Source organism: Falsirhodobacter xinxiangensis, from assembly GCF_004959935.1.
Lineage (GTDB): Bacteria > Pseudomonadota > Alphaproteobacteria > Rhodobacterales > Rhodobacteraceae > Falsirhodobacter > Falsirhodobacter xinxiangensis.
Genome location: NZ_SMYN01000002.1, coordinates 117,672 through 135,071, shown reverse-complemented (window position 1 = coordinate 135,071; position 17,400 = coordinate 117,672). Strand labels below are relative to the sequence as shown.

14 protein-coding genes are annotated in these 17,400 nt (G+C 65.0%); 3 read left to right on the top strand and 11 right to left on the bottom strand.

All coding sequences use genetic code 11. From position 1 onward, the window contains the following. Positions 1-4 precede the first annotated feature (4 nt). Positions 5-430: a component of SufBCD complex gene (locus E2K76_RS02805; RefSeq protein ID WP_136682749.1), complete on the bottom strand. Its 426-nt coding sequence runs from the start codon at positions 428-430 to the stop codon at positions 5-7. Positions 431-614: 184 nt separating this feature from the next. Between E2K76_RS02805 and hemB the strand changes: the two genes are divergently transcribed. Further along, the gene (gene hemB, locus E2K76_RS02800) at positions 615-1,607 is read left to right on the top strand and encodes a porphobilinogen synthase (protein WP_136682748.1); all 993 of its coding nucleotides are present in this window, start codon (positions 615-617) and stop codon (positions 1,605-1,607) included. Between the two features lie 108 nt (positions 1,608-1,715). Beyond that, positions 1,716-2,264 (top strand): lipid-binding SYLF domain-containing protein, encoded by a 549-nt coding sequence (locus E2K76_RS02795; RefSeq protein WP_394343923.1) that lies wholly within the window; start codon positions 1,716-1,718, stop codon positions 2,262-2,264. On the opposite strand, the gene E2K76_RS02790 is transcribed toward E2K76_RS02795, so the two are convergent. Then, positions 2,254-3,117, bottom strand: a complete 864-nt coding sequence (locus E2K76_RS02790) for an NAD(P)-dependent oxidoreductase (protein WP_136682746.1) — start codon at positions 3,115-3,117, stop codon at positions 2,254-2,256. The genes E2K76_RS02795 and E2K76_RS02790 overlap by 11 nt on opposite strands. Positions 3,118-3,194: 77 nt before the next feature. On the opposite strand from E2K76_RS02790, the gene E2K76_RS02785 reads away from it, so the two are divergent. Next, positions 3,195-5,654, top strand: a complete 2,460-nt coding sequence (locus tag E2K76_RS02785) for a penicillin acylase family protein (protein WP_136682745.1) — start codon at positions 3,195-3,197, stop codon at positions 5,652-5,654. A gap of 52 nt (positions 5,655-5,706) precedes the next feature. Here the strand turns inward: E2K76_RS02785 and hflX are convergent, their stop codons facing one another. From hflX to dusB, 9 genes are all read right to left on the bottom strand, one after another. Beyond that, a complete protein-coding gene (gene hflX / locus E2K76_RS02780; protein WP_246032869.1) occupies positions 5,707-6,996 on the bottom strand; it encodes a GTPase HflX in 1,290 nt (429 codons plus the stop codon). Positions 6,997-7,004: 8 nt separating this feature from the next. Further along, entirely contained in the window at positions 7,005-7,238 is a 234-nt protein-coding gene (gene hfq, locus E2K76_RS02775) for an RNA chaperone Hfq (protein WP_054303569.1), read from the bottom strand. 119 nt (positions 7,239-7,357) lie between these two features. Next, positions 7,358-8,857 (bottom strand): potassium transporter TrkG, encoded by a 1,500-nt coding sequence (locus E2K76_RS02770; protein WP_136682744.1) that lies wholly within the window; start codon positions 8,855-8,857, stop codon positions 7,358-7,360. Then, positions 8,857-10,233, bottom strand: a complete 1,377-nt coding sequence (gene trkA / locus E2K76_RS02765; RefSeq protein WP_136682743.1) for a Trk system potassium transporter TrkA — start codon at positions 10,231-10,233, stop codon at positions 8,857-8,859. Before trkA ends, E2K76_RS02770 begins: the two co-directional genes overlap by 1 nt. Continuing rightward, positions 10,230-11,615, bottom strand: a complete 1,386-nt coding sequence (ntrX, locus tag E2K76_RS02760) for a nitrogen assimilation response regulator NtrX (RefSeq protein ID WP_136682742.1) — start codon at positions 11,613-11,615, stop codon at positions 10,230-10,232. Before ntrX ends, trkA begins: the two co-directional genes overlap by 4 nt. Next, positions 11,612-13,828, bottom strand: a complete 2,217-nt coding sequence (locus E2K76_RS02755; RefSeq protein WP_136682741.1) for a sensor histidine kinase NtrY-like — start codon at positions 13,826-13,828, stop codon at positions 11,612-11,614. Before E2K76_RS02755 ends, ntrX begins: the two co-directional genes overlap by 4 nt. A 72-nt stretch (positions 13,829-13,900) precedes the next feature. Next, positions 13,901-15,265, bottom strand: coding sequence for a response regulator (locus tag E2K76_RS02750; RefSeq protein WP_136682740.1), 1,365 nt, complete (start codon positions 15,263-15,265; stop codon positions 13,901-13,903). After that, positions 15,266-16,384: a two-component system sensor histidine kinase NtrB gene (locus E2K76_RS02745; protein WP_136682739.1), complete on the bottom strand. Its 1,119-nt coding sequence runs from the start codon at positions 16,382-16,384 to the stop codon at positions 15,266-15,268. It lies immediately after the preceding gene. Beyond that, the gene (gene dusB, locus E2K76_RS02740) at positions 16,381-17,367 is read right to left on the bottom strand and encodes a tRNA dihydrouridine synthase DusB (protein ID WP_136682738.1); all 987 of its coding nucleotides are present in this window, start codon (positions 17,365-17,367) and stop codon (positions 16,381-16,383) included. The genes E2K76_RS02745 and dusB overlap by 4 nt, the downstream gene beginning before the upstream one ends. Between the last annotated feature and the right edge of the window lie 33 nt (positions 17,368-17,400).

Here is a 17,400-nt window from a genome sequence, read left to right as displayed (position 1 = left end):
CCCTTCAGTTCAGGACCGCAAGGCCGAGGTTGCGGAACATACCCCAGACAGCCGTAGAGAAAATCGAGACCATCGCGATCATCTGCACGAACATCCTGTGCCAGATCAAGGCCTTGGTGGCAGCAATGGTTCCCATGCCCAAGACCCGCCGCGCAAGCCGCATCCGCAGCAGCACGACCGCCGCCATCGGCACGGCGATGCAGGCCACCGCCTGCGCCGTCTCCAGCCCAGCAACGGCAAGCGCGACGATGGCCGACAGAAGGAAAGCCGCGACCCCTACATTCAGAACGCCCGGCGTCTTACCCATCCGGCGGGCGTTCACGCGCAATAGGTCGTTCAGGTCGCGCGCGGCGCGGTCATCCTCGGGGTGGCGGTGCACATGCATGATCAGATCCAGCGGGACGCCCAGCACCCGCTGCGCGGTCCACATCCACAGCCCTATCACCACAAGCCAATACCAAATGCTGGAAAAGGATCGCATGCTGATGGTTTGGAAGATCGCCTCGTATGCCTGCACTGCACGTTCCCTTGTTCGCACCCACTCCTACCCTTGAGGGCGGCGGGTTTCCATGCCAAGGACAACACGAAACGACAAGCCGAGAAAAGGACCGCCCATGCGCCCGATCCAGGCCGCCTTCCCCGCGACCCGATTCCGCCGCAACCGCCGCACCGATGCGCTGCGCCGGTTGACGCAGGAAAACACCCTTTCCGTGAACGATCTGATCTGGCCGGTCTTCGTCCGCGCGGGCGAGGGTATCGAGGAGCCGGTGGCCTCCATGCCCGGCGTGTTCCGCCGGTCGGTCGATCTGATCGCCAAGGCGGCGGTCGAGGCAGAGGCAATGGGCATCCCTGCCATCTGCGTCTTCCCCTATACCGATCAGTCCCTCCGGTCCGAGGATTGCGCCGAGGCGTGGAACCCGGACAACCTGTCGAACCGCGCAATTCGCGCGATCAAGAAGGCCGCACCGGGAATCGCGATCATGACCGATGTGGCGCTGGACCCCTACAGCACGCATGGGCAAGACGGCCTGATGCGGGACGGCACCGTCCTGAACGACGAGACGCTGGAGGCGCTGGTCAAGATGACCTTGGCGCAGGCCGATGCGGGCGCGGACATCATCGGCCCGTCCGACATGATGGACGGGCGGATCGGCGCGATGCGTTCGGCACTGGAAGGCGCGGGCCACAAGGACATGGCGATCATGTCCTATTCGGCAAAATACGCTTCGGCCTTCTATGGCCCGTTCCGCGATGCCGTGGGGGCCAGCGCGAACCTGAAGGGCGACAAGAAGACCTATCAGATGAACCCCGCCAATGGGGACGAGGCGCTGCGCCTCGTCGCCCGCGATCTGGCCGAGGGCGCGGACATGGTGATGGTGAAGCCCGGAATGCCGTATCTGGACATCTGCCGCCGCGTGAAGGACGAATTCCGCGTGCCGACCTATGCTTATCAGGTCTCGGGCGAATATGCGATGATCGAGGCGGCGGCACAGAACGGCTGGCTCGATGGGGATCGCGCGATGGTTGAAAGCCTGATGGCGTTCAAACGCGCCGGTTGCGATGGCATCCTGACGTATTACGCACCGCGCATCGCGCCGCTTCTGTAACGGCGGAACGGCGCCTGCGGGCATGTCCGCAGGTGACACGCCCGCTTGCGCCTGTTACAGTTTTCCCAAGGGCCATCAGAGCCTTGGGTCATATTTGTGAGGGTGCGGATGATCAGCAGGCGTGTTTTCCTGGGCAGCACGGGCGCGGCGCTTGCGCTGGCGGCTTGCAACAACGGCGTCGGCAGCAATGGCGCGGCGATGATCGACGCGCGGGTGGATGCCACGCGCAACTATTTGTTCCAGACATATCCCGGTACGCAGGACCTTGCTGCGCGTTCGGCAGGGGTTCTCTACATGCCGCTCGTGACCGAGGCCGGGCTGGGCATCGGCGGTGCATATGGTCGCGGCGCGCTGCGGATTCAGGACGTGACGGTGGATTACTACTCCTCCGCCAAAGCTTCGATCGGCTTCCAGATCGGCGCGCAGCAATATGCCCATGCGCTGTTCTTCATGACGCCGCAGGCGCTGGCCGATTTCCGCGGTGCCAGCGGCTGGGCCGCCGGGGCCGACCTTCGCTATGCCACCCCCGACCAAGGCGGCAGCATCGGCAAGGAAACGACCGAGATCGACCCGGTCATCGCCCTTGTCTTCGGTCAGTCCGGCCTGATCGCTGGGGCGACTGTGGCCGGGACCAAATACACGCGCATCATTCCTTAAGACGCTTGACCAGCGAGGACGTGTCCCAGCGTCCTCCGCCCATCCGCTGCACGTCCTTGTAGAACTGATCGACCAGCGCGGTCAGCGGCAGGCTTGCGCCGATCTCGTCCGCCGTGCGCAGGCAGATGCCAAGGTCCTTGCGCATCCAGTCGACGGCAAAGCCATAGTCGAACTTGTCATCGACCATCGTGGCGTGGCGGTTCACCATCTGCCAACTTCCGGCAGCTCCGCCCTGAATGACCTCGACCACCGCTTTCACATCCATCCCGGCCTTTTCACCAAAGGCGACGGCTTCGGACAGACCTTGGACGATTCCGGCGATGCAGATCTGGTTCATCATCTTGGCGATCTGGCCTGCGCCGGTATCGCCCAGACGGCGGCAGATTCTGGAATAGGCGGCGATCACCGGCTCCGCCTCGGTATAATCGGCCTCGGCCCCGCCGCACATCACCGACAGAACGCCATTTTCAGCCCCGGCCTGACCACCAGAGACCGGCGCGTCGATGAAGCCGATTCCCGCTTCGCGCGCCGCATCGGCCATCTCGCGCGTGACTTGGGCGGAAACGGTGGTGTGATCGACGAAGATCGCATTCTTCATACCCGCGAATGCGCCATCCTCGCCCAGACAGATGCTGCGCAGATCGTCGTCGTTGCCGACACAGGCCATCACGAATTCGGCACCCTCCGCAGCCTCGCGCGGGGTGCGGGCGGCGCGGCCGCCATGCTTCGCGACCCAATCCTCGGCCTTTGCGAATGTGCGATTATAGACCGCGACCTCGTGACCCTTCGCCACCAGATGCCCTGCCATCGGCGCGCCCATGACGCCCAGACCCAGAAATGCCACCTTAGCCATGCGCCGCTCCTTAATTGCTCCTTCAGTCGCAATGGACTAGGAAGCAAGCGGTCCCCGACGTCAAGGATGCCCTCCCCATGTTCACCGTTTTCCGTTGGCTCTTGCGCATCCTTTCAGGGTTGATCCTGCTGGGGCTTGCCGCGCTGGCGGTCGCCTATTTCTTCCTGTCGCGATCCCTGCCCGACTATTCCGAGGATTTCGCGCTGCCCGGCCTGTCCGCCCCGGTCGAGATCGTGCGCAACAACGCCAACGTGCCGCATATCTTCGGCGGCAGCGACGAGGATGTGTTCCGCGCCCTTGGCTTTGCCCATGCGCAGGATCGGTTGTGGCAGATGACGCTGCTGCGCCGGACCGCCCAAGGACGCCTGTCCGAGATTTTTGGCGAACGGACCCTTCAAACCGACGCGATGATCCGCCGCTATGACCTTTATGGTCTGGCCAGCCGGGCGGTGCCCGCGCAGGACGAGCCGACGCGGCGCGCGCTGGATGCCTATGCCCGAGGGGTGAACGACTGGATCGATCAGGTGAATGCCGAGGCGCGGGGGCGTGGCGCGCCTGAATTCTTCTTCTTTTCGAACGAGATCGCGGCGTGGCAGCCCGCCGACAGCATCGCGATCCTGAAGCTGATGGCGCTGCAACTGTCCTCGCATCTGGAATCCGAGGTGCTGCGGGCGCGGATGTCGCTGCTCCTGCCGGATGACCGGCTGCACGACATCCTGCCCGACGATCCGGGACAGGCGGTGACGGCGCTGCCGCGCTATTCCGAACTCGCGCCGGGTGTGACGCCGGACTACGAACCGATCCGAATGGCCGAGGACCCGCTTTCGCCATTCCATCGCCGCGCTTTCGCGGGCGCATCCAACGCATGGGCCGCAGCGCCCGCGCGTTCGGCTGCGGGCGGCACGCTGCTGGCCAACGATCCGCATCTGAGCTTCACGGCGCCGTCGATCTGGTATCTGGCGCGTTTGCAACTGCAATCGGGCGGCGTGATCGGCGCGACCATTCCGGGAACCCCGGTCATCATGACGGGCCGGTCCGACGCGCTGGGCTGGGGCCTGACCACCGCCTATGTCGATGATCAGGATCTGCATATCGAGGAGGTGAACCCGGACAACCCCGAGGAATACCGCACCCCCGATGGCTGGAAGAAGTTCGAAACGCGCCGCTCGATCATCAACGTGGCGGGCAGTGCTCCGGTCACGCTCACCCTGCGGTGGACGGAAAACGGGCCGGTTCTGGCAGGATCGCATTACGATGTCGGCACCGTCACGCCGCGCGGGCATGTCATGTCGCTGTCCTGGACCGCGCTGGCCGAGGGCGATACCTCGATGACGGCTGCGATGCGGTTGATGCAGTCGAAGACGGTGGACGACGCGATCGAGGCCGGACGGCTGGTCGTAGCCCCGGCGCAGAACGTGATGCTGGCGGACCGGGCCGGGATCGCGATGCAGACGGTTGGCGCCATTCCGAATCGTGACCCGCAGATGCAGGCGCAGGGCCGTCTTCCGACGCCGGGCTGGGACCCGCGCAATCGTTGGGACGGCGTCCGCCCTTATGAGGACAATCCGCGTGTCGTGAATCCCGATACGGGCATTCTCGGTAATACCAACAACAAGACGGTGGATCGGCCCTTCCCGAACCATGTCAGCTTCGAATGGGGCGACACGCAGCGCATCCAGCGTTGGCTGGCCCTGATGCGCGCACGCGAGGTGCATACCCGCGAGAGCTTCATCGAGGCGCAGCTGGACACGGTGTCGATCGGTGCGCGGCAGGTCTTGCCGCTGATCGGCGCCGATCTCTGGTTCACCGGTGAGGCGGCCCCCGAAGGCACCCCGGAACGCCAGCGCCAGCGTGCGCTGGAAATGCTGGCCCAGTGGAACGGAGAGATGAACGAGCACATGCCCGAGCCGCTGATCTCGCAGGCATGGCTGGCGGCGTTGCAGGACCGCCTGATCCGCGACGAGCTTGGCCCGATGGCGGACGAGTTCGGCCATATCGACAACGTCTTCCTCACCCGCGTGTTCCGCAACGAAGGCGGTGCGGGCGTGTGGTGCGACATCATCCAGTCTTCTCCGGTCGAGACCTGCACCGACATCGCGCGAATGGCGCTGGACGATGCGCTGGTCTGGCTGTCGGACCGCTATGGCAAGAACATCGAAAGCTGGCGTTGGGGCGACGCGCATCAGGCGACGCATGACCATCCGGTGCTGGGGAACGTTCCGCTGCTGCGTTATCTGGTCAACATCCGGCAATCGACCTCGGGCGGGGACGATACGCTTCTTCGCGGGGTGACCAAGGGCTACGGGCAGGACCCGTTCCAGAACGTGCATGGCGCGGGCTATCGCGGCGTCTATGACTTCGCGGACCCGGACAGTTCGGTCTTCATCACCTCGACCGGGCAGTCGGGGCATCCGCTGTCGCGGTTCTATGACGATCTGGGCGGGTTGTGGCGGCGGGGCGAGTATATCCCGATGTCGCTGGATGCCGATCTGGCGCGGGCGGCGGCGGTGGGGATCACGCATCTGACGCCCCGGTAGCACTCCCGCCTAGACGTGCCTGTCTGCGGGCGGCCGGACCTGACGGTCCGGCCTACAATGCGAGGTAACGGGCCTTTTGCCGCGTCGTCCAGTTGACGGTCACGTCATAGCCGTCCGCGGTCTGCTCCTCGGCGGTGACCACACCTTCTTCGTGCAGCCATGCGCGGCCGCGGCCATCGGCAAAGGCAACCGGGATCGTCTCGGTCAGGCGTTCGGCATCCAGCGCGTCGGTGACTGCGCGCAGCAAGGGCTCGATCCCCTCGCCCGTCAGGGCCGAGACGGGGAAGATGCCGTGCCGGTCCTGTTCGACCAACTGCTCGCGGATGGTCGCGCTGACGAGGTCCAGCTTGTTCCACACCTCGAACATCGGCACCTTGGGATCGACGCCAAGGCTGGTCAGGATGTCGCCCACATCCGCCGCCTGTTCGGCGCTTTCGGGATGGGCGATATCGCGGACGTGCAGGATCAGGTCGGCCTCCAGCACCTCCTCCAGCGTCGCGCGGAAGGCGGCGACGAGCTGCGTCGGCAGGTCCGAGATGAAGCCCACCGTGTCAGACAGGATCACCTTCATGCCCGTGGGCAGTTCGACCCCGCGCATGGTCGGGTCCAGCGTTGCGAACAACATGTCCTTGGCCAGAACTTCGGCCCCGGTCATGCGGTTGAAGAGTGTGGATTTTCCGGCGTTGGTATAGCCGACCAGCGCGACGACTGGGAAAGGCACCTTGCGACGGGCGGCGCGGTGCAACTCGCGCGTGCGGACGACCTTCTCCAACTGACGGCGGATACGGATGACCTGCTCGTCGATGGCGCGGCGGTCGGATTCGATCTGCGTCTCGCCCGGGCCGCCGACGAAGCCAAAACCGCCCCGCTGACGTTCAAGGTGCGTCCAGGCGCGAACCAGCCGCGTGCGCTGATAGGACAGCGCGGCGAGTTCGACCTGCAGCACACCCTCGCGCGTGCGAGCGCGGTCGGCGAAGATTTCAAGGATCAGCCCGGTCCGGTCCAGAAGCTTGACGCCCCATTCCTTTTCCAGATTGCGCTGCTGCACCGGCGTTACGGGACCGTCGACCAGAACGAGGTCGATATCCTCCAGCCGCTGGGCAAGCTCGGCAACCTTGCCGGAGCCGAACAGCGTGCCGGGCTGGGCCTTGGGCAGACGCACGACCTCGGCCCCCACCACTTCCAGACCCGGAAGAGCCGTCGCCAGCGACACCGCCTCGGCCAGCCCATGTTCGGGCAAGCGACGAGACTGCGCCGCCTTCAGATCCGGGTGGAGCACATATGCGCGCGTGGGCTTTGCCGCAGTGTCATGCGGCGCGCCGGCGCGGTCATCCTCGGGCAATTCGCTAATCAGTCTTCGCCTTCATACAGGTTGATCGGAGCACCTGGCATGATGGTAGAGATCGCGTGCTTGTAGACAAGCTGCGACTGGCCATCGCGGCGCAGAAGCACGCAGAAATTGTCGAACCAGGTGATGACACCCTGAAGTTTCACACCGTTGATCAGGAAGATCGTGACCGGGACCTTCGCCTTGCGAACATGGTTCAGGAAAGCGTCCTGGAGATTTTGCTTGTCGGCAGCCATTTTGATGCCTTGTTGTTATATATTGCGTCGTTCCCTCGTCCCCCGGACCCTGGGACCCGACGGCGCGCTGTGAAGTATGAAACGCGGCCACGGAAGATTCCAGCCCAAAAAGCAGCGCGTTATCGCCACCATGCGGCCGGGGTGAAAAGCGCGAGGATCGCCAGCGTTTCGATCCGACCAAGGATCATTGCAAAGCCGAGGATCACCTTCTGCACCCCACCCAGATCGGACCAGAAGACCGGCGCCTCGCCCGCGACGGCGGCAAGCGGGCCGGTGGTGGTCAGCGCCGCGACGGAAAAGATCACCGCCTGTTCGAAATCCAGCCCCGTCAGGGCCAATGCCAGCATCGTCACCGCGATAGATATGGCGAAGAGCATGAAGAAAATCCATGCCACATAAGCCCCTTCGCCGCGAATCCGCCGCCCTGCCGCGCCGCCGCCGCCTACCGAGGAAGGGTGCACGATCCGCTCCAACTCTCGGCGCGAATGGCTGAACAGCGCGTGCACGCGCAAAAGCGTGACGCCGCCCGCCGCCGTCCCGACGCCGCCGCCGATGATCGCCAGCCCCATCAGGATCAGACCCGAAGACCCCAGCCCCGACCAGCCCCGCGCCACGTCCCACCCGCCCGAGACATACCCCGTCGTCGTCATGAAGCTGAGCGTGGTGAAGATGCTGCCCCACAGCGCCTGAAGGAATTGCGGCACACCGCCCACGTAATCGACGCTGCCAAGCCAGTGCCGCAGGATCAGCATCGCAGGGGCCGACAGCATCAGCATCACTGCCAGCACGATTTCCGGGTCCTCGCGCAGCGGGCGCGAACGGTCCACCAGCACCGCACCGGGAATCATCCGCCGCGTGATCGCCACGACGAAGAAGACGAAGACCAGCGCCTCTCCCGACCGGATCATCGGCGCATCGGCGAAATCCCATCCGGGCGCGATGCCCGATGTCGAAAGCGTTCCCATCGCATAGGACAGCGCAACCAGCCCCGGCTCGCCGCTGGTCAGAAGCGCGCCCCACAGCAGCAGGGTCAGCCCGCCATAGGCCGGAAACAGCGCAGTCGCGTGGCGAGGCAGACGTTCGGACGGCTCGGCCGCTTCGATCCAGCCGCCGACGAGGCGACCGGGCGGGCGACCCGAGACCACCTCGGTCCCGCCAAGGTTCAGGGGCGCCAGCACCGCCACCGCGTTCAGCAGCACGAAGAACCCGCCCAGCCAGCCGACCAATGCGCGCCAAAGGTGCAGCGTCTGCCCCAGCCGTCCGGGGCGATCGTAAAGCGAGGCCCCCGTGGTGGTGAAGGCCGACAGCATCTCGAACCACGCATTGCCGAATGTCGTATCGGGCAGCGCAAGATAGAACGGCACCGCAAACAGTAGCGGCAGCAGCGCATACGCGCCCAGAAGCCCGGCAAGCTGGCTGCGTGCAAGGTTCGGCGGCCGATGATTCGCCGTCGCAATCGCGATCAGCGCGGTCACCATCAGCAGCAGCACCCCGGAATAGAGGAACGCCCGCGCCTCGGCATGATCGCCAAGGACCAGCGCATGCGAGGCGGGCAGGAACATCGCCAGCCCCGCCACCGCCATCAGGATCACCAGAAAGGGAACGTTCCCCGCGCGCATCAGAAGAAATCGATGGAGACTTGCAGCAGCCGTTCCACCTCGGGCACGTCCTTGGTCATGGCGAAAAGGGCGATCACGTCGCCCTCCTCGACCCGCAGATCGCCGGTGGGTTTCAGGATGCGCCGATCCTTCATCACCGCGCCGACCAGAACGCCTTCGGGGAAGTCGATGTCGCGGATCAACCGGCCAGCCAGCGGCGATGTGGACAGCACCTGCGCCTCGATCATCTCGGCCTCGGCATCGCCGATGGAATAGATCTGGCGCACGCGGCCGTGGCGGATGTGGCGCAGAATCGAGGATACGGTCGTCGCGCGCGGGTTGATATGCGCGTCGATGTCCAGCGCGCCCATCAGCGGCACCAGCGTCGGATCGTTGACCAGCGCGATGGCCATGCCGCAGCCCGCCTGCTTGGCGCGGACGGCGGCCAGAAGGTTCGTCTTGTCGTCATCGGTGACGGCCAGAACCGCGTCGGCATTGGCGATGTCCGCCTCCTCCAGCAGGTCAAGATCCATGCCGTCGCCGTTCAGCACGATCGTCCGCTCCAACGTGTCGGCGGCGGCTTCGGCGCGGGGAAGGTCGCGTTCGATCATCTTGGCGCGGACGCGGTGGGTCTGGTTCTCCAGCGCCTGCGCGACGGCAAGGCCGACCGCACCGCCGCCGATGATCACCACCCGCTCCTGCCGTCTGGTCGATTTGCCGAAGATGTCCAGCGCGCGATTCACATCGTCGGAATGCGTGAAGACATAGATTTCGTCGGCGGCGAAAAGCTGGTCCTCGGGTTCGGGCACGAACAGCCGCCCCTCGCGGCGCACACCCACCACAATGGCGCGCAGGGTCGAGAACAGCTCGTTCAACTGCCGCAGCGGGGTGTTCAGCACCGGGCAATCAGGATCGAGTGCCACACCCAGAAGCTGCGCGCCGCCATCCATGAAGCTTTCGGTATCGAAGGCCGAGGGCGAGGCGAGCCGTTGCAGCGCGGCCTCCGCCACCTCCTTCTCGGGCGAGATCACCACGTCGATCGGCATGTGCCCCGACTGGTAAAGGTCGGCATAGATCGCGTCGAGATAGCTTTGCGCCCGCAGCCGCGCGATCTTGCGCGTGATCGAGAAGACTGAATGGGCCACCTGACAGGTGACCATGTTCACCTCGTCCGAATGGGTGGCGGCGATGATCATGTCGGCATCGCGCGCGCCCGCCCGTTCCAGCACGTCGGGATAGGAGGCAAAGCCCACGACCCCCTGCACGTCCAGCGTCTCGGTCGCGCGGCGGACGAGGTCGGCATTCATGTCCACGACCGTCACGTCGTTGCGCTCGCCAGACAGGTGGCGGGCAATCTGCCAGCCGACCTGCCCCGCGCCGCAGATGATGACTTTCATTCCTCAGGCTCGTCTTCGCCGTTGCGGGCCTTGGTAACCACGCCCAGCGATTTCAGCTTGCGGTGCAGGGCCGAGCGTTCCATCCCGACGAAATGCGCCGTGCGGCTGATATTGCCGCCGAAACGGTTGATCTGGGTCAGCAGGTATTCCCGCTCGAACAGCTCCCGCGCCTCGCGCAGCGGCAGGGTCACGAGCGCCCCGCCCAGCACCATGCGCCCGTCACCGCCGCCCACGTCCTGTCCCGGAAGCTCCCTCGGCTCGATGGGGCCGGAGCCTTCGCCAAGGATCAGCGCCCGTTCGATGACGTTGCGAAGCTGCCGCACGTTGCCGGGCCAATGCATCGTCTGAAGCAACGCTTCGGCATCCGGGGACAGCTTGCGCAGCGGCAGGCCTTGGGTCTTGTGGAAACTGGCGATGAAATGGCGCGTCAGTTCGGGAATATCCTCGCGCCGTTCTTCCAACGATGGGACGGCGATCGGCACGACGTTCAGCCGATCGTAAAGTTCCTGCCGAAAGCGGCCCTGCGCGATCTCCACCCGCAGATCGCGGCTGGTGGAGGAGATGACGCGCAGATCCACACGCACCTTTTCCACACCGCCGACGCGCGTGAACTGCTGTTCCGTCAGCACGCGCAGAAGTTTCGACTGGGTGCCGGGCGGCATCTCGGCCACCTCGTCGAAATAGACGACGCCGCCATGCGCTTGTTCCAGAAGGCCCTTTTCCAATCCGCGCTCGGTCGTTTCGCGCCCGAACAGAACCTCCTCCATCCGTTCCGGCTCGATCCCGGCCGAGGAGACGGAGATGAACCCCGCCTTTGCCCGACCGGATTGCGCGTGGATAAACCGCGCTGCCAATTCCTTGCCCGAACCGGCAGGCCCGGTCAGCATCACGCGGCCATTGGATTTCGTCACCTTGTCCAGTTGGGCCTTCAGCGTCTTGAACGCTGGCGAATTGCCCAACATCTCGGCCCCGGTGACATCCTTGCGCCGAAGTTCCGAGTTTTCGCGGCGAAGGCGGGACGCCTCCATTGCGCGGCCGACGACGACCATCAACTGGTCGATGTTGAACGGCTTTTCGATGAAGTCGTATGCGCCCTGCTTGATCGCGGCCACCGCGATCTCGATGTTGCCATGGCCGGAAATGATCACCACCGGCACATCGGGATTGTTGCGCTTGACCTGTTTCAGAATGTCGATCCCATCCATCCGGCTGTCCTTCAGCCAGATATCAAGGATCATGAGCGAGGGCGCCTCGGCACCGATCTCGGCCATGCAATCGTCGGAATTGCCTGCAAGGCGCACCTGAAAGCCTTCGTCTTTCAGGATATCTCCGATCAGTTCCCGGATGTCGCGTTCGTCATCGACGATCAGGATGCTGCTCATTTCGCCTCTCCGTTTCTTTTGGTTCGGGTCCGTGGGGTGCGCGGCAGCCGGATCTCGGCCATTGCACCGGCATGGGCGTTGCCCTCGAAGATCGGCGCATCGACAAGCACGAGCGTGCCGCCATGTTCCTCGACGATCTTCTTGACGATGGGAAGTCCAAGGCCCGTGCCCTTTTCGCGCGTCGTGACATAGGGTTCGAACAGGCGCGAGCGATCTGCGGGCAGGCCCGCGCCATTGTCGGCGATGCGGATCACCACCGTTTCCGCCTCGGTGCAGAGCGAAACGCGGATCATCGGCTCAATTGCCGTCGTTTTCGATTTGTTTTCAATCGCTTCGCCGGCATTCTTCAGAAGATTGGTGAAGGCCTGTGACATCATCGTGGCGTCCAGTTCCATCGGCAGGGGCGCGTCGGGCAGGTCCGCCTCGATCCGCAGCCCCGCCTGAAGCGTCACCGCATCGCGCAGGATACGGGCAAGGTCGTGCTCGCGCCGGTCCGGCTCTGGCATCCGCGCGAATTTGGAGAATTCGTCGATAATCCGGCGCAGGTCGTTCGTCTGGCGCACGATCACATCGGTATACTGCTCCAGATCGGCCACCATATCGCCCGCGACGGGGCGGAACCTGCGTTTGATGCGCTCCGCCGAAAGCTGGATCGGGGTCAGCGGGTTCTTGATCTCATGCGCGATGCGGCGGGCGACGTCGCCCCATGCGGCATGGCGCTGGGCACTGACCAGTTCGGTCACATCGTCGAAGGCGACGACATAGCCTTCAAGCCCGTCCTCTGTCTCGCGCGCCGCCATGCGCACCAGCAAGCTTTCCTGCTTGCCCTTGCGGGTCAGGCGGATCTCCTCCTGCACGGTGCCGCCAAGCTCTCGCAGCTTCTGGAACAACGCCTCGAATTCCGGGACCGCGATGGCCAGCGGCAGTTCGGTCGTTTCCAGATCCAGCAGCCGCCGCCCGGCGCGGTTGATGAAATCCACCCGCCCCTGCGCATCCAGCCCGATGACCCCAGCCGTGATCGAATAGAGCACCGAGTCGAACAGGCGGCGGCGTGCCTCGGTCTGGGCGTGGCTTGTCTCCAGCGCCTCACGCTGGCCCTTCAGCTGACGGGTCATCTGGTTGAACAGACGGCCCAGCATGGCGATCTCGTCATCGCCCTCCTCCTCGGACACCTGCACGTCCAGATCGCCCGCGCCGACCCGCTGCGCCGCACCCGCCAGCCGACCGACCGGGCCGGAAAGCCGCTCTGCGAACCACAGCCCCAGCCAGACCGAAGCCAGCACGAGGATCAGCGCAAATCCCAGATAGAGGAGAGCAAATTCGAACAGCATCCGGCCCCGGTCGCTTTCCAACTGATGGTAAAGCGCGACTGTTTCCTTCGTATCGTCCAGCAGGCTCAGAATGCTGCCGTCCACCTGACGCGAGACATAAAGAAAGCGGTCCACGAAGGCGTCCAGATAGACCAGCGCCCGGAATTCGTTGTTCGCCCAGTCCTGAATGATCGCCACGCCTTCATCGCGCGCGCGCTGGATATCTTCGGGTGCGGGTTGCTCGAAGTTGAAAAGATAGCTCTTTTCGCCCCGCGTCAGCATCGAGCCGACGCCATCGACCAGAAAAGCCTCGCTTAGCCCCCGTTGAACCAACCCCTGCCCTTGGCTCAGGATCGGGCGAAGCTGGTCATCGCGCAGAAAGGCCGTCGAGCGTTTGGCGGTGTTCAAATAGGAGGCGAGCGCGATGGCATCCTCGGTCAAATCCTCGCGGTGCTCGGCCTCATAGGCTTGGGCGGCGGCGAGCGAGCTGCCGACGACGCGCTGAACGCGGTCCGAAAACCACCCCTCCAGCCCGATGTTCAGCGTGACGACCGCAAAGATCGCGACCAGCACTGTCGGGATCAGCGCAACCAGCGCAAACACGCCCGACAGCCGCAGGTGCAGCCGCGAGCCTGCCGATTTGCTTCGCCGGTCCGACAAAAGCTGCGCCACCCGCGCAAGGATCAGCGCAGCAACGACCAGCACATACACGAAATCCGCCAGCAGGATCAGCCGCAGCGTGTTCGAGCCGCTTTGGTTCAGCGGCCCGAGAAACAGGAGCGTCAGCGCCGTAAGGACCGGGCCGAGCGCCACGAGCCCGAAGGTCGCCGCGGTCTGGAACCGTCTTTGCCGGCGCAGGCGCGACCACCTTACCCAAGAATTACTGCGTGCCGCAGATCGCACGAAACCCCGTCCTTCAACCGGGCCGCAGCCCGCACAGTCCCCGTGCCTTTATGGCACCGTTCTGTTGCGGTTTTACATCAGTTTGCGGCGGCGTGTCACGCGAATATCCAGATCGGTGATCTTCTTGCGCAGCGTATTGCGGTTGATTCCCAACAGATCGGCGCATTTCGCCTGGTTGCCCGCGGTCGCATCCAGCGCGATTTCGATCAGCGGTGCCTCCACTTCGCGCAGGATGCGCTGATAGACGCCGGGGGATGGCAGCGCGCCGCCATGCAGATCGAAATATCGCTTCAGATGCCGCGCGACCGAGGCGGACAGCTTCTCCCCCTCGCCGCCGCCCTTGAGCGGCTCCATCGCGGGCTGGCTGCCAAGGACGGCCTCAACCTCGGGCTTCGCGATCTCGGCTTCGGCGGACGTCACCATCAGACGGCGCAGCGTGTTTTCCAACTGCCGCACGTTGCCCGGCCAACTGTAGGCACGGACCAGATCGCGCGCTTCGTTCGACAGGCGGCGCACCGCGCCGAAGTCCCGCTCGCCGCGGGCAAGGAAATGGTCCGCAAGCAGCGGGATGTCATCCACCCGTTCGCGCAGCGCCGGGACGTGCAGCGTGACGCCGCCAAGGCGATAGAACAGGTCCTGCCGGAACTCCCCCGCTTCCATCTTCGACTGCAGATCGCTTTGCGAGGTTGCCATGATGCGGGGGGAATGTTCGCCCATCTGATCCAGGAGCCGAACGATCCGGGCCTGCGTGTCGTCGTCATAATCGGCCACTTCGTCGAACACGAGGCTGCCGCCCTTGGCGCGGGTCATCAGCGTCGAAGGACCGTCCGCGCCTTGCAGATCGCTGGCCTGCGCGACCACGAAGGGCAAGGTGCGCCGATCCGAAAAATCGTGGATGGCGCGGGCGATCAGCGATTTGCCGGTGCCGGACTCTCCGGTGATCAGCACGGCAAGATCGGTGTTCATCACGCGGGCGACCAGCCGATACAACGCCTGCATCGCCGCCGTCCGCCCCACCAGCGGCAGATCGTCGCCGCCTTCGCGCGGGGTGGCAACGCGCGTCGGTGCGCGGCGTTTCATGTCCAGCGCGCGGGCCGATCGTTTCATCAGGTCGGGCAGATCGAAGGGCTTCGGCAGGTAATCGTAGGCCTCGGCCTCCGCGGCCTGAATCGCGGTCATGATGGTGTTCTGGGCCGAGATGACGATGACCGGAAGGCCGGGACGCATCTTGCCGATCTTCGGCAGCGCCTCCAGACCGTTGCCGTCGGGCATCATCACGTCCGAGATGACGAGATCGCCCTTCCCCTCCTCGACCCACCGCATCAGCGTGGTCAGCGACGAGGTGGCGTGAACCTTGCATCCCGCCCGTGTCAGCGCCTGCGTCAGCACCGTGCGGATGGTGCGGTCGTCATCTGCGACGAGAATTGTGCCGTCCATCTACTTGCTCTCCATCTCGTTCAACGCCGCATCCCGGGGCGCAACCGGCAGGGACACACGGAATACCGTCTTCCCCGGAACCGAATCGACCGCGATGATACCACCGTGATCAGAAATGATTTTTGAAACGAGGGCCAAGCCAAGCCCCGTCCCATTCTCGCGGCCCGACACGAAGGGGTCGAAGATCGACGCGGCGATCTCGGTCTTGATGCCGGGGCCATCGTCCACGATCTCGACTTGCAGCGGCAGGGAGTTGCCCGGCCCATCCTTGCGGCGCAGGCGCAGCGACAGATCATAGAAGCTGCGCAGGCGGATCGTGCCGCCCTCCGGGCCAGCCGCTTCCGCAGCGTTCTTGATCAGGTTCAGAAAGACCTGCATCAACTGGTCCGGGTCGGCGAAGGTGGACGGCAGCGAGGGATCGTAATCCTCGACGATGGTCATCTTGGCGGCGAAACCGACCATCGCGGACCGCCGCGCACGGTCCAGCGCGTCGTGGATGTTCACCGCGCGACGCTCGGGCGGGCGCAGGTTCCCGAATTGCTCGACCTGCTCCAGCAGCTTCACGATGCGGCGGGTTTCCTCGACGATCAGATCGGCCAGTTCGCGATCCTCGGGGGGCAGGTTCATCGCGATCAACTGCGCCGCGCCTGAAATCCCCGCCAGCGGGTTCTTGATCTCGTGGGCCAGCATCTCGGCCATGCCGATGGCCGACCGCGCGGCGGACCGCGAGGCGGCAACCCGTCCCAACCGATCCGCAATGTCGCGCGACGAGATCAGCAGCATCAGAACGCCCGGATTGTCATGCATCGGCGCAAGCTGGACCGTGCATTGCACCGGGGGCCGCTCGCCCGTGGTCACGTCCACGTCGTTGATGAACAGCGCCGACTGGTTGGTTCGGGCGCGCTCGAACGCCTCCTCCATCGGGGCGTCGATGGAGATGCGGTCCAGCGCGGGCTGGCCGCGAAGGCTGCGCTGCGAGGCGTTCAGGAACGTCTCCGCCGCCGGGTTGCTCTCGATGATCAGGCCGCCCGCATCGATCAGCAGGGCCGGAATGGGCAAGCTGGCCCAGATCACGCCGGGAACAGGGTATGGGGCGCGATAGGGCTGGGCTTCGGTCATGCGGCAAGGCTTTCCTGATCGGTAAGGGCGGCGCGGATGGCTTGGATCACTTGCGCCGGGTCGTCCATGGTCAGCACCGGGCCACGCGGGATATCCGCAGCCTCCAGATACCAGCCGAGATGCTTACGGGCGATCTTCACGCCCAGCGCGGTGCCATAGAAGGACAGCATCGCCTCGTAATGCCCGATGATCAGATCGCCCAGCGCGGCCCCTTGCGGGACGGTCGGCGCGGGAGTGCCGAACAGCGATGCCGCAATCTGCGCCAGCAGCCATGGGCGGCCCTGCGCGCCGCGCCCGATCATGATGCCATCGGCGCCTGACAGGCGCATCGCATCGGCCGCGGTGTCCGGGCCGGTGATGTCGCCATTGGCGATCACCGGGATCGACACGGCATCCTTGACCGCGCGGATCGCTGCCCAATCGGCACTGCCCTTGTAGAACTGGCAGCGCGTGCGCCCGTGGATCGTGACCATCCGCACACCCGCTTCCTCGGCCCGGCGGGCGATCTGGGGGGCGTTCAGGCTGTCATCGTCCCAGCCCAGCCGCATCTTCAGGGTGACCGGGACCGACACGGCCCTCACCACAGCCTCGACCAGCGACAGCGCGTGATCCGGCTCGCGCATCAAGGCCGAACCGCAGGCGCCGTTCCCGCTGGAGGAGGTCACCCGTTTCGCGGGGCAGCCCATGTTGAAGTCGATGACCCGCGCGCCCTGCCCTTCGACATACCGTGCCGCCTCGGCCAGCCAATAGGCGTCGCGACCTGCAAGCTGCACCGAGGTCGCCTGCTGATCGAACCCCAATTCCGCCTTGGCGCGGGCGGCGGGCTTGGCCTGCACCAGTTCTTGCGTTGCGACCATTTCCGACACGACCAGCCCCGCCCCGAAAGAGGCGACCAGCTGGCGGAACGGCAGGTCCGTGATCCCCGCAAGCGGGGCCAGCAGGACCGGCGGTTCGATGGAAACGGATGCGAGGCGAATGGACAACTGCCTATTCCTTAAGCGTTAGCCCTGACCTAT